General features: G+C 69.9%; 13 protein-coding genes and 1 pseudogene. 4 read left to right on the top strand and 10 right to left on the bottom strand.

From position 1 onward, the window contains the following. Positions 1 to 7 precede the first annotated feature (7 nt). From J4573_RS03620 to J4573_RS03605, 4 genes are all read right to left on the bottom strand, one after another. Complete coding sequence (locus tag J4573_RS03620; protein ID WP_208253727.1) at positions 8 to 838, bottom strand: ABC transporter permease; 831 nt, start codon at positions 836 to 838, stop codon at positions 8 to 10. Beyond that, complete coding sequence (locus tag J4573_RS03615; protein WP_208253726.1) at positions 835 to 1914, bottom strand: ABC transporter ATP-binding protein; 1080 nt, start codon at positions 1912 to 1914, stop codon at positions 835 to 837. The genes J4573_RS03620 and J4573_RS03615 overlap by 4 nt, the downstream gene beginning before the upstream one ends. Beyond that, positions 1911 to 3026, bottom strand: a complete 1116-nt coding sequence (locus tag J4573_RS03610) for a hypothetical protein (protein ID WP_208253725.1) — start codon at positions 3024 to 3026, stop codon at positions 1911 to 1913. The genes J4573_RS03615 and J4573_RS03610 overlap by 4 nt, the downstream gene beginning before the upstream one ends. A 138-nt stretch (positions 3027 to 3164) precedes the next feature. Next, a complete protein-coding gene (locus tag J4573_RS03605) occupies positions 3165 to 3764 on the bottom strand; it encodes a TIGR03086 family metal-binding protein (RefSeq protein ID WP_208253724.1) in 600 nt (199 codons plus the stop codon). 70 nt (positions 3765 to 3834) lie between these two features. Between J4573_RS03605 and J4573_RS03600 the strand changes: the two genes are divergently transcribed. Further along, entirely contained in the window at positions 3835 to 4275 is a 441-nt protein-coding gene (locus tag J4573_RS03600) for a MarR family winged helix-turn-helix transcriptional regulator (protein WP_208253723.1), read from the top strand. 93 nt (positions 4276 to 4368) lie between these two features. Here J4573_RS03600 and J4573_RS03595 read toward each other — a convergent pair whose 3' ends face one another. The 3 genes from J4573_RS03595 to J4573_RS55145 form a co-directional block, all read right to left on the bottom strand. Next, entirely contained in the window at positions 4369 to 5022 is a 654-nt protein-coding gene (locus tag J4573_RS03595) for a DUF5701 family protein (RefSeq protein WP_208253722.1), read from the bottom strand. Between the two features lie 178 nt (positions 5023 to 5200). Further along, a complete protein-coding gene (locus J4573_RS03590) occupies positions 5201 to 5338 on the bottom strand; it encodes a hypothetical protein (RefSeq protein WP_208253721.1) in 138 nt (45 codons plus the stop codon). A gap of 356 nt (positions 5339 to 5694) precedes the next feature. Continuing rightward, positions 5695 to 5826: a hypothetical protein gene (locus tag J4573_RS55145; RefSeq protein ID WP_279575327.1), complete on the bottom strand. Its 132-nt coding sequence runs from the start codon at positions 5824 to 5826 to the stop codon at positions 5695 to 5697. Between the two features lie 268 nt (positions 5827 to 6094). Between J4573_RS55145 and J4573_RS03585 the strand changes: the two genes are divergently transcribed. Beyond that, positions 6095 to 8518 (top strand): HNH endonuclease signature motif containing protein, encoded by a 2424-nt coding sequence (locus J4573_RS03585; RefSeq protein ID WP_208253720.1) that lies wholly within the window; start codon positions 6095 to 6097, stop codon positions 8516 to 8518. On the opposite strand, the gene J4573_RS03580 is transcribed toward J4573_RS03585, so the two are convergent. Further along, complete coding sequence (locus tag J4573_RS03580) at positions 8507 to 8893, bottom strand: cupin domain-containing protein (protein ID WP_208253719.1); 387 nt, start codon at positions 8891 to 8893, stop codon at positions 8507 to 8509. The two genes, J4573_RS03585 and J4573_RS03580, sit on opposite strands and share 12 nt — an antisense overlap. Positions 8894 to 8975: 82 nt before the next feature. Here J4573_RS03580 and J4573_RS03575 point away from each other — a divergent pair, with 82 nt between their 5' ends. Continuing rightward, on the top strand, positions 8976 to 9905 hold the full coding sequence (locus J4573_RS03575; RefSeq protein ID WP_243772453.1) for a helix-turn-helix domain-containing protein: 930 nt from the start codon (positions 8976 to 8978) through the stop codon (positions 9903 to 9905). Positions 9906 to 9959: 54 nt separating this feature from the next. On the opposite strand, the pseudogene J4573_RS56605 reads toward J4573_RS03575, so the two are convergent. Continuing rightward, positions 9960 to 10208 (bottom strand): annotated as a pseudogene (locus J4573_RS56605) (P-loop nucleotide/nucleoside kinase family protein); the annotation flags it as partial. A gap of 110 nt (positions 10209 to 10318) precedes the next feature. On the opposite strand from J4573_RS56605, the gene J4573_RS03565 reads away from it, so the two are divergent. Beyond that, positions 10319 to 11251, top strand: a complete 933-nt coding sequence (locus J4573_RS03565) for an NAD(P)/FAD-dependent oxidoreductase (RefSeq protein ID WP_208253717.1) — start codon at positions 10319 to 10321, stop codon at positions 11249 to 11251. Here the strand turns inward: J4573_RS03565 and J4573_RS03560 are convergent. After that, positions 11246 to 12655, bottom strand: a complete 1410-nt coding sequence (locus J4573_RS03560) for a DHA2 family efflux MFS transporter permease subunit (protein ID WP_208253716.1) — start codon at positions 12653 to 12655, stop codon at positions 11246 to 11248. The two genes, J4573_RS03565 and J4573_RS03560, sit on opposite strands and share 6 nt — an antisense overlap. Between the last annotated feature and the right edge of the window lie 63 nt (positions 12656 to 12718).

The following is a 12718-nucleotide window of genomic DNA, read 5'->3' as shown; positions in this document are numbered from 1 at the left end:
GCGCGGGCTAGCTCGTGACGTCTCTGGTGGCGAAGTTGGCCCACGCGGCGGCGAGCAGCACGAGCACATAGACGCCCTGGATCGCCAGTCCGCGTTCGATGTCGCGCCACAGGATCGGGTCGCGGAAGAAGTCGACCCAGCTCAGCCAGTAGCGGGTCAGCAGGTACGGGTGAACGGAGGCGGCGGCGTCCAGCGTCACCAGCACCTGGCTGGTCACCAGCGCGGCGAGCGAGCCGAGCGCGGCGGCCAGCGGCGAGTCGGTGAGCGTGGACAGGAAGAGCGCGATCGCCCCGACGCCGAGCATCGAGACGCCGATGTACAGCATGCTGTAACAGATCCGCAGGATGACCTGCGTGGTCGACAGGCCCGTGCCGGACACCGAGGTGATGAGCTCCGAACCCGCGATCGCGTTGGCCGGTTCCGAGCCGAACATGGCGATGCCCATGGCGTACGAGGTGACCACGACGGCGAACACCGCGAGCAGCACGTACGCGATCAGCGCGACCAGCTTGGCGACCAGCAGCCGTGTCCGGCCGACCGGCCGCAGCAGCAGGTAGCGCAGCATCCCCGAGCCCGCCTCGCCCGCGATCGAGTCACCGCCGACCACCGCGACCGACACCGGCAGGAACAACGGCAGCACCATCGCCAGCGCCGCGGCCGGGTAGAGCGAACCGTTCGACAGCACCGCCGACAGGAACGTCGGCCCCTCCCCGGGCGCCGGTCCCACCTCCGTCACGCCGAGGAAGACCGCCACGATCGCGGGCAGGCCGCACAGGAGGGCGAGCGACACCCAGGTCCGCGGGCGCCGCACCATCTTGCTCAGCTCGGTCCGGATCACGTCTCGTCCCCGGAGTCCCTAGAGCCCTTGGAATCCGAGCCGAGCTCTTCGACGCGGAACCCGTCAAAGCGTTCAATCGACCGATCATCCGCAGGCTTGCCGTCCGCGGGCGTGCCGTCCGCGGGCGTGCCGTCCGCGGGCGTGCCGTCCACGCGGTCGGAGCCCGGGCCGGTGATCTCCAGTACGACGTCCTCCAGCGTGCGGCGCTGCGCGCGGATCTCGCTGATGCGCAGACCGGCCTCGACCAGCCGGGTGTTCAGCTCGCTCGCGTCGGTGGTGCGGACGACGAGGTGCTCGCCGTCGCGGTGTTCGACGCGGCCGTCCAGCAGGGCCACCACGCGGTCGGCGTCCGGGCTGCGCACCTCGACCCGGCCGGTGAGCGCGCGCACGTCGGTCATCTCCTGCTCCAGAACCAGGCGCCCGCGGTCCATCACGCCGACGCGCGTGCACAGCTGCTCGACCTCGGTCAGCAGGTGGCTGCACAGGAAGACGGTCGTGCCCGCCGCGTTCAGCTCGTCCAGCAGGTCGCGGATCTCGCGGATGCCCTGCGGGTCCAGGCCGTTCGTCGGCTCGTCCAGCACCAGCAGGCGCGGCTCGCTGAGCAGCGCGGCGGCGAGGCCGAGCCGCTGGCGCATGCCGAGCGAGTACGTCTTGACCGGGCGATCGTCCACGCCCGCGAGCCCGACCCGTTCCAGCGCCTGATCGACCCGCGCCCGCCTAGCGCCCCTCTTCCGCCGGGAGGCGTTGCCCGGTCCGGCGGCTCGGCCCGGTCCGGCGGCGTCCAGCAGCGTCAGGTTGGCGCGGCCGGACAGGTGGCCGTACGCGCCGGGCCCCTCGACGAGCGCGCCCACCTCCGGCAGCACCTGGCCGATGCGGCGCGGGATCGGGCTGCCCATCACCTCGATCTCGCCGGACGTGGCGAACACCAGGCCGAGCAGCATCCGGACCAGCGTCGTCTTGCCCGACCCGTTCGGCCCGAGGAGCCCGTAGCGGTCGCCCTCGTGCACGTCCATGCTCACCGCGTCGACCGCCAGCGTCCGGCCGAAGCGCTTGGTCAGCTCGCGCGTGACGATCACGAGATCAGCTCCTGCGCGGCGGTGCGGAGGACCTCGGCGCGGACGGCACCGGCGAGCAGGAACATCCGGTCGTCCTCGCTGGTGCCGCGGGCCAGCACGGCGGTGAGCAGCGGCGTCTGGATGGCCAGCGCCTCGCCGCCCTCGATCTTGAGCGTTCCGGCGCCCGCGGTCCGCGCGGCCTCGAAGACCCGGCGTCCGTACCGGCCCGGCAGCGGCGTCGCGGCGAACGAGGCGAGGCCGCCGGAGTAGCCGCGCACGCTCGCGACGTCGTCGCTGGTCGAGGCCAGCGCATGCCTCCCGGCGAGGCTGTCGGGCAGCCGCGCGTTCGTACGCGACGCCAGCCGCGACAGCAGGTCGGGTGCCTCGATCGTCGCGGCGGCCACGCCGGGCGCCGGCTTCGGCGCGACCGCCGCGTCGGCGGGCGTGGCCAGCTTCAGATCCAGGAATCGGGTCGCCAGCGCCGGTCGCGCCCCGCCGCGCGCGGTGACCTGGATCTCGACCGGCACGCCGGTCTTCGGGTCGGCCCACACGTCCACGCGGCCGATCGTCGTGTCCTGGTCGCCGGGCTCGAGCCGCAGCCCGGGAACGTCACGGCCTGCGACGCGGCGCGCCGACAGGGCGGTCAGATGGTCGGTGAGCGAGGTCGGCTTCAGCAGCCGCCGCGCCAGGTCGGGCGGCATCAGGTCCGCCGCGTACGGAAGCCGGATCGCGGTGATGCCGTCCACCCGCGTCAGCAACTCGCGCTCGTAATCCCAGATCGCGAGCCTGCCCGGGCTCTGGAGCAGGTCGCGCTCACCGGTCGGGGTCATGAGCGCGACCCGCCACCGCTGCGACGACGCGTACCAGGCCCGCATGCGGGACGTGCCGCTGAGCAGCGAGGTCGAGTCGTCCAGCCCCGGCAGATCGGGCAGCCCGAGCGAGCCGCGGCTCTCCACGAGCCCCTCGTACGGGCGCGACGCGGAGGCGAGGATCTGCTGCCGGAGCCGGGCCGGATCGGGGGACTGCGCCGACACCGGATAGGCGGCGACCACGAACGGAATCGAGCACAGCACGGCCACGAGAGCGGCGACGATGAGCCACCGGCGCCTCGCCTCCCCGCGGACCACGCTCACCTTTGCCACCGTACGTGGCCTATGGCCGGTTTCTCCCTGGGAGATTCCTGGCAATCTCCATCCGGGTCGCCTGAGGCGGTTCGGTCAGCTGGGCCGGTTCGGTGAGTTGGGCCGGTTCGGTCGGTTGAGGCGGTTCGGTCAGCTGGGCCAGGAGGGGGAGCGGCCGAGGTGCGTGAGGATCCGGTCGAGCGTCGAGGCGCCGTCCGGTGTCGGCAGTTCGCGCTTGAACGCGGTGGTCACCTTCTCCCGCTCCTCGCCCGTGGGGGCGATGAGCGCGACCTTCAGTGCGGGCTCGGCGAGCTCGTCGTCCAGCTCGAAGGGGCGTCCGAGGGCGCGGGCGATGTCCCAGCCGTGCACCACGTAGTCGAGGAAGTGAAAGCTGATCGCCTGCGCGCCTGGGAAGGCCGCACCCTCGCCGAACTCGTGCAGGTCGAAGCTTCGCTCCAGGACGCCGGGCTCGGCGTAGGCGGCCAGGACGTCCTCCGCCGCCTCCGCGTACGCCTTGGCCGGGTCGGCGGCCAGCGGTCGCGGCTCCCAGACGGCCGGGTCGGCGCCTCCGCCGCGGGCGGCCGCGGCGAAGCCATGGTGCTGAACGGTCATGTGGGCGAGCAGGTCGGCGACGGTCCACTCGGAGCACGGGGTGGGCTTGCCGAGGTCGCCGTCGGTCAGGTGGGAGACGATCTCGACGCTGATACGGACGGCTCGCGCGTTGAGGGCGCGGATGTCGGTGTCGGTCATGGTCTAGATAATAAGCATATGCATATGATGTGTCCATGCTTATTATCTACGAAGCCATAGGGTGTCGGCCATGGCGGATACGGCGCGACCCGATCTCGCGGCGATGATCGTGCCGCTGGGCCGCGCGCTGATGGCGGTCGAGCAGCCGGTGCTGGACGCGCACGGGCTGACCATGTGGGCCTACGCCGTACTTCTCGGGCTGGAGGAGTCGGTGCGCACCCAGAGCGCGCTCGCGCAGGACATCGGCGCCGACAAGACCCGCATCATCCCCATCCTCGATGACCTTCAGGAGCAGGGGTACATCGAGCGGCGGCCCGATCCCGACGACCGCCGCGCCCGCCTGCTGTCCCTGACCCCCGAGGGGCGGCGCGTCCGCGACTCCACCCAGGCCGCCATCCAGGCTCGCGAGGAGCGCCTCCTCGATCGGCTGCGGCCCGCCGACCGAGAAGGTTTCCTCAACGCCCTCCAGTTCCTGGCCGCGTTGCCCAAAGAGGAGCTGGCAGGCGAATAGGGCGGGAACGAATAGGGCGGGCAGACGGATGGGCGGATGGGCGGGCAGGCGGATGGGCGGCCAGACGGATTGGGCGGGGAGCGGATCGGCAGGCTAGCCCAGGGATCCGTCGCGGCCGGCGGCGGAGGCCATGCCCAGCCAGGTGTGCGGGTTGCCCTGCCAGCACCAGCCCAGCTTGGGCGCGTTCTGGCTGATCCAGATGGCCGGAACGCGCTTGTCACCGCAGCGAGAGCCGCCCAGCGAGAAGCACTTGTTCTTGGCCAGGATCGAGGGGAACTGCTGCACGAGGGAGAGCCCCTCTTCGATCGTGAGCAACGTGCGGTCCCGGTCGGCGATCGTGGCCATGGCGTCGTTCGGGACGGCGCCGCAGAACTCCTCGCCTCGCTGGATGTCGAACAGGACGTACGCGCGTGCGTCCGGCAGTTCGACCTCCTTGGCGGCGACGAACCGCACCAGCTCACCCTCGGCGTAGTTGTGGTCGACCACGCCCGGCTTGGTCTTGCGCCCGCCGAGCGTCAGGCGCGGAACGACGTCGTACAGCGGTGCCAGCTCACGCGTGACCACCAGGACGAACGGCACTAGCCCCTCTTCGGGCTCCGCCATCGCTTCGTGCGTGGTCACGGTCTCGCGCAGCGGTTCCAGAAGGGCCGCGTACGCGTCGTCGTCCAGGTCGGTGAGCTTCGGATAGCCGTTGTCGATCAAGGTCCGGACCTGGCGGTCGAACTCGGCGTCGGCGTCGAACGGCATGGGTGCCCTCTCTTCCGTGATGGTAACTCCGTACAACATACAGAGAAACCGGAAGATTTCCAGGAGGTGAAATGCGAATACCGCGCCTGCTCGAAGCGAGGCGCGGCAGATGCCTACCTGTCTGGGGTTGTGCGGCAGTACGCGGCCCGGCCTTGCGGGTCGGCCGGGCCGCCCGGCCCTACTGGGCGGCCTCGTCGTGTTCGAGGGCCGCCTCGTGGGTCGGCTGGTCGTCCTTCGCCGGCTCCTCGTCCGCGGGACGCCACTTGGGCCACACGGCGAGCTGGGTACGGCGGGGGTTGGCCAGAGAGTCGCTCATCTTCGCTGTTGTCCTCCTGCGTGCTTACGCGATAGGGAAGAGATCTTCCCGGATGCCCCGGGGTGGTTCGCAACAAGGTCTAGACCTCTGTGCGTTCCATGTGCCATCCGGCCCTTGACCGTGGGCTCTTTCAGTGGTCGCCGGTTGCGCTTGTCGCCCGTCCAACGGCGGGCGCGTGGCTGATCGCGGGATGAATCAGGGATACTCCGTGGCTGAGCCAGGTGGACGGCTGAGGGAACGCCGAAGTGACCCACTGCGCCGCCCTTTCGCGATGCGGGCGTTGCTGCCACGTTGGCCGAGGTAGCTGGTTGATGATGGTGTTTTCTACCGGTCTGTGCGGGGTCCTGTCCCAGCGATCACTTCGTGATCGCAAAACACCACCAGCGAGCAACATCAACAACAAACAAAATTGCTCGTATCGAACAGTTCGTGCCGTTGCCGACGCTCTTAAGGCCGCGCCACGCGCCGACCAGCACCAGATCACCCATCTCAAACCGGCAACCTCAGCCAACGTGACAGCAACACCCGCATCGTTCAGCTTCAGCGCATCGGGTCACTTCGGCTCACCTCAGCCGTCCACCCAGATCAGCCACGGAGTATCCCTGACTCACCCGTCCTCAGCCACGCACAGACCGTTGGACGGCAACCAACCCCAGCCACGTGCTATCGAAAACAGAACGCAATTCTATCGCTACACAAAGTTGCCGAACATCACCCCATCGCATACCATAGATTTGCACATGGAAAGGAGGGGTCATGGCGACGAAACCACCCGAAGGAGTCATCGAGTCCTCCTTCGCGCGCCTAAGGGAAATCGCGCCCGGACCGGCCCTGGCCGCCGAGCTGGCGCGCTGCGACAACGGCGCCTTAACCGACGGCGACCTGGTCGAGGTAATGGCCGCGTACCGCCGTCTAGCCTCCTGGGCTGAGGCCGGTGAGCTGGCCGCGATCGCCGAACTGGCCGAACGCCGCCCCGCCTACCCCTACGAGCACGAGCTCGCCGATGGACGCCACACCGACCACACCGGTAGCCCCATCACCGAGTTCGTCACCGACGAGGTCGCCGCCGCGCTCACCCTGACCACCAACGCCGCGCACGTGCGCCTGGAGCTCGCGCTCGACCTGAGCCAGCGTCTCCCCGCCACCCGCGCCGCCCTGCGCTCCGGCTCGATCGACCTCCCCAAGGCCAAGGTCATCGCAAGAGGCACCTTGGGCACTCACAGCGCCGTAGCGCGCCGGGTCGAGGAGACCGTCCTCCCGATCGCCCCCACCAAGACCACAGGCGAACTACGCGCCAAGGTCACCCGTGCCGTCATGGCCGCCGACCCGTCCGCCGCAGGCCGCCAGCGCGCCACGTCCGAAGCCGAACGCCGCGTCACCGTACGCGACGACGGCCAAGGAACGGCCACCCTCACCGGCTGGAACCTCCCCGCCGCCCCCGCACTCGCCGCCGCCAACCGCCTCAACGCCCTAGCCCGGGCCTTCAAGTCCGACGGCGACAAGCGCCGCCTAGACGCCATCCGCGCCGACGTCTTCCTGGCTCTCCTCCTAGGTCTTCTCCCCACCACCAACGCGACCCCAAGTCACACCGCCCCGCCAAACAAAGCCCCCAACCCGAACCGCACCCCCGCACCCAAGCCGAGGCCCGACTTCCCGCGCGACCCGGAGCCCGCCCTCACGCCTGAGCCAGGGCTCCGGTTCGCATGCGAACCGGGGTCCGACTTCGCGCCCAAGTCGGAGCCCGCCGTGGCGGCTGAGTCAGGGCTCGGGTTCGCGTCCGAGCCGGGCCCCGCCCTCGAGTTGGAGCCGAGGCCAGACCCCGAGCTCGAGCTGAGGCTTGACCTCGCGCCGGAGCCGGGGCTCGCCCCCGCGCCCGAGCTGAGGCTTGACCTTGCGCCGGAGTCGGGGCCCGCGTTCGCGTCTGAGCTGAGGCGTGACCCCGCGCGCAAGCCGGGGCCCGCCCTTGCATCCGACCTGAGGCTTGACCTTGCGCCGGAGTCGGGGCTCACCCCCGTGCGCGAGTCGGGGCCCGCGTTCGCGTCTGAGCTGAGGCGTGACCCCGCGCGCAAGCCGGGGCCCGCCCTTGCATCCGACCTGAGGCTTGACCTTGCGCCGGAGTCGGGGCTCACCCCCGTGCGCGAGCCGGGGCCCGCGTTCGCGCCTGAGCTGAGGCGTGACCCCGCGCGCAAGCCGGGGCCCGACTTCGCGTCTGAGCTGAGGCTTGACCTTACGCGCGGGCCGGGGCCCGCCCTTGCACCTGAGCCGAGGCTCGATTTCGCGTCAGAGTCGGATCCCGGCTTCGCGCCAGAGGCCGGGCACGCCGCAGCGCCTGGGCTCGATTCCGTGCCCGAGTCGGGGTCCGTCCTCGTGCCTAAGCCGAGGCTCGACTTCGCGCCCGAGCCGGGGCCCGCCGCCGTCGCGTCAGAGTCGGGGCCCGCGCCCGGGCCGGGGCCCGCTCCCTCGCGCGAGTCGGGGTCCGGCCCGGCGCCCGAGTCGGGGGCCGACCTTGCGCGCGAGCCGGGGCTCGACTTTGTGTCAGAGGTGCGGTCCGACTTTGCCTCCGGGCCGGGGGTCGACCTTGGCGACTTGCGTAGTGCGGAGATCCGGCCTTGGTATGAGGAGGGCGACGGGGGTGATGGTGGTGCAGAGGCCCCGACTTGGAGCGCGGAAGTGGCAAGGCAGGCTGGGAGCCAGGTTGGCACCGTTCAGCTGACCGTGCCTCTGACCACCTACATGGGGTTGGCGGATCAGCCGGGCGAGGTCGCCGGGTACGGGCCGATCCTGGCGGATGTGGCTCGGATGCTGGCGGGGAACGCGGACGCGGCGCGTTGGTGTGTGACGGTCACTGATGGGCAGGGGCAGGCGATTGCGCATGGTGAGACTGCTTATCGTCCGAGCAGGGTGACCAGGGGTGCCGTCGAGGCGCGCGACAGGACGTGCCGGTTCCCTGGTTGTCGCAGGCCCGCGCATCAATGCGACCTGGACCATTCAGTCCCACATGATCAAGGTGGGGCGACGTGTCCCTGCAATCTGTCGCCGCTGTGCCGTCGACATCATCGGCTCAAGGAACGCCGCAACTGGGAGCTTCACCAGCTCAGCCCGGGTGTTCTGCTCTGGGTGACTCCTACAGGGCACTGGTACCTGGCCAACCCTGACGCGTACGAAGACTCACCCGCCTAGCGGGTGTCCTACGGTCGCGTCCACGTGCCCTGGCACGTCCTCGTGCCGATCCCCGACGCTGAGTGTTCCTGTTGGCTCGAACATCAGGATCGAGGCGCCGTCGGGTGCGGACGGTCGATGCTCCATCCCGCGCGGGACCACGAAGACCGACCCTTTGGGCAGCTTCACGGAGTCCTGTCCTCGAAGCTCGATGGTCAACTCGCCATCGAGGACCAGGAAGAACTCATCGGTGTCGTCGTGGGCGTGCCACAGGTGATCGCCGGACACCTTGGCTACGCGCACGTCGTAGTCGTTCACGCGGGTGACGATGCGCGGGCTCCACAGTTCGGTGAAGGAGTCCAGCGCTGCACGAAGGTCGATCGGTTCGGTGTTCATGCCTCCACTCTTGCGGTTGCCCGCACCACGTCGTCAGTGCTAGGAATCGCATATGTCGCATGGATCCTCTCATCGAGTCGTGATGATCGTCGACGACGGTTCGAATCCGTTCGAGCTGGGGGTCGCGACCGAGCTGTTCGGGCTGCGCAGGCCGGAGTTGGGCGTTCCCTGGTACGACTTCACGCTCGCCGCCGCAGGGACCACCGTCATGCATGCGGGCATGTTCACGATGGTCGGGGTTCCCGGGCTGGAAGCGGTCGATCAGGCGGACACCGTGATCGTGCCCAACCGGCCCGATCCGGAGAGCGCGCCGCGCCAGGCCGTCGTGGACGCGATCCAAAGGGCGGCTCGGCGAGGGGCTCGGCTGGTGAGCTTCTGTACGGGGGCGTTCACCCTCGCTGCGGCGGGCGTGCTGGACGGTCGCAGGGCCGCCACCCACTGGCGCTGGGCCGAGCTGTTTCGAGCGACCTTTCCCGGTGTACAGCTTGAGCCCGATGTGCTCTTTGTTGACGACGGGGACGTTCTGACCGCTGCAGGCAGTGCGGCGGCGCTCGATCTCGGGTTGCACCTGATTCGCCGTGACCATGGGGCGGAGATCGCCAACGCCGTTGCTCGCCGCTTGGTCTTCGCCGTGCATCGAGATGGTGGGCAGCGCCAGTTCATCGAACGTCCCGTGCCCGAGATCCCGGACACCTCGCTGGCACCTGTTCTCGCCTGGGCTCAGGAACGCCTCGATCGACCGCTGACTGTCACGGACCTCGCAGGGCGCGCCGCGATCAGCCCCGCTACTCTTCATCGCCGCTTCCAGGCTGAACTCGGCACTACGCCGCTCGCCTGGCTCACCGCCGAACGCATCACGCTTGCGTGCCGGCTCATCGAGAACGGGGAACTCCGCCTGGACGCGGTGGCCCGAGCCAGCGGCCTGGGAACGACCGCCAACCTGCGGACTCAGTTGCGTCGGCAGACGGGCCTCAGCCCCTCCGCCTACCGCGCCAGATTCGCTCGTGCGTAGCGTCAGGTCCTGAACGAGGATCTGCTCGGTCTCGTTGTGGGATTCCTCGAAGGTGGCGACGTAGCGGTCGAGTAGCTCGTCGGAGACGGTGACGTTGTTCGGACCGTTCTGGCTGTTGCGGATGGCCAGGCGTTGTCGGAGCGTGTCGCGGTCGGCCTTGAGGTAGATGAGGCTCCACGTGCCGCCGTGCTCCTCGATCAAGGCCTTGTAGCGGTCGCGGGCCGCTCGGCTCCAGAAGCTCATGTCCAGGACGACCGGTTGCGGCGGGCGTAGGTGGTCTTCCCGGCTCCGGCCAGACCGCACAGGGTGACGACGGCGTTCAGGTGAGGACGCTATCGGTGTTGCTGAAGTGGCAACTACTGTTGCTCGATTTCGGCGTGGTGAGGCACTCTCCGGAGTGGAGGTGATCGTCGATGAACGACGTATACGACGTGGTCGTGGTGGGTGGCGGCGCCGGCGGGCTGAGCGGGGCGCTGGTGTTGTCGCGGGCCCGGCGGAGAGTGGCCGTGGTGGACGCCGGGAGCCCGCGCAATGCTCCGGCCGAGCACATGCACGGGTACCTGTCGCGGGACGGGATGGCGCCCGGTGACCTGCTGAAGGTCGGGCGGGGCGAGGTCGAGGGGTACGGCGGGGAGGTCATCGACGATCGGGTCGTCGGGATCGATCCGGGGTTCTTCGTACGGCTGGAGAGCGGCAGGGTCCTGAGGGCGCGGAGGATTCTCGTGGCTTCGGGGCTGAAGGACGTGCTGCCAGACGTGCCGGGGTTGCAGGAAGGGTGGGGCAAGACCGTTCTGCACTGCCCTTACTGCCACGGGTGGGAGGTACGCGACCGGCCGGTGGGGGTTCTGGCGCATCCTGAGGTGTACGGGAGCGGGATGGTGCTTCACCAGGTGGAGCTCGTTCGGCAGTGGTCGGACGACGTTGTGTTCTTCCCGCGCGGGTACGAGCTGTCGGATGAGGAACGGCAGCGGCTGGCCGCAAGGGACATCCGGGTCGTGGAGGGCGTCGTCGCGGCGGTCGAGGACGGTTCGGTGCGGATGAGCGACGGGAACGCCGTCGAGCGGGAGGCGGTGTTCGTGGCGCCTCGGTTCGTGCCGAACGACGAACTGCTGCGGGAGCTCGGCTGCGAGGTCGAGGTCGACGTCGAGAACGGGCAGGTGCAGGTGGACGCGTTCGGGCGGACCAGCGAGTTCGGAGTCTGGGCGGTGGGGAACGTCGTGGATCCGATGGCGCAGGTGATCAGCGCTGCGGCGGGCGGTGTGAAAGCGGCGGCGGCGCTCAATGCCGACCTGGTTCAGGAGGACATCGAGCGCGCCGTCGAGCAGCACCGCAAGCACGGGCTATGAGCGCTGCGGCCGGGGGAGCAGGGCCACCAGGGCCGTTCCCACGGCGGTGATCACCGCGGCGACCAGGAACGCGGTGGCGTAGCCGTCGGCGAGGTTCGAGGACCTGGCGGCGGCGGAGGCGAGGATCGTGAGGCCGATCGCACCGCCGATGGTGCGGGAGGTGTTGACGATCCCCGCCACCGCGCCGGCCTCGGACGATGAGGCGCCCGTGGTCGAGGCCTCCACCAGCGGGGTCATGAGGAGGCCGAAGCCGAGGGCCATGACGAAGCCGGGGCCGAGGATGGAGCCGAGGAACGTGCCGTTCTCATTCAGGACGGCGCTCTGCCAGAAGAAGCCGGCGGCGGTCATCAGGCCGCCGGTCGCGGCGAGGATCCGGGCGTCGATGCGGGCCATGAGGCCGGGCGCGAGCTTGGAGCCGATGATGATCCCGGCGGTGTGCGGGAGGAACGACAGGCCGGTGCGGACGGCGCTGTAGTGCAGCACGTTCTGCATGTAGAGCGACAGGAAGTACCAGAGCGCGAAGCCCGCCATCATGCTGACCAGCGTCGTGAGGTTGCCGACCGCGACGCTGCGCAGGCGGAACAGGCGCAGGGGGACCAGTGGCTCTGCTGTACGGGACTCCACCAGGACGAACGCGGCCAGGGCGACCAGGCCGCCCACGAGGGGGAGCAGTGATTGGGCCGAGCCCCAGCCGTGGCTTTCCGTACGGCCGATCCCGAAGTCGAGCAGCGCGACACCGGCGGTGACGAGCACGGCGCCGGGCAGGTCCAGGCGGGGCCGAACGCCCGCTTCGCGCTCGTTCCGCAGCCACAGGAGCGCGACGACGGCCACGATGGCGCCGACCGGCACGTTGATCAGCAGCACCCAGCGCCAGCTCAGGTAGTCGGTCAGCACGCCGCCGACCAGGCCGCCCGTCGCGCCGCCCGCCGTGCCGACCGCGGTCCAGAGCGCGATCGCCTTGGTACGGGCCGGACCCGCGGGGAACGTGGCGGTGATCATGGAGAGCGTGACGGGAGCGATGATCGCGGCGCCCAGGCCCTGTGCGGCACGGGCGGCGATCAGCATGCCGCCGTCGGGGGCCAGTCCGCCCGCCAGGCTGGCGAGGGTGAAGATGCCGAGGCCGATGAGGAAGATCAGCTTGCGGCCGAACAGGTCGGCGGCGCGGCCGCCCAGCAGCAGGAAGCCCGCGAACGTGAGCGAGTAGGCGTTGACCACCCACTGCAGGCCGGTCGCGCCGAGGTCCAGCCCGCTCCGGATGCCGGGCAGCGCGACGTTGACGACGGAGATGTCCAGCACGACCAGGAACTGGCCGACGCTCGCCGCGACGAGAGCGGCCCACGCGGGGGTCGAACCCGCTGACGATCTCGCGGCCTGGTCCGGTCCGCGTTCTTGTGTCGTGGTCATGGTCATCATGCTCGCGATCAGACCCCGGCAGCGCGTCGGGCGCGGGGACCAGGAACCCCGGGT

The sequence above is a fragment of the Actinomadura barringtoniae genome (assembly GCF_017573505.1).
GTDB classification, from domain to species: domain Bacteria; phylum Actinomycetota; class Actinomycetes; order Streptosporangiales; family Streptosporangiaceae; genus Spirillospora; species Spirillospora barringtoniae.
This window is presented reverse-complemented; position numbering and strand designations above follow the sequence as displayed.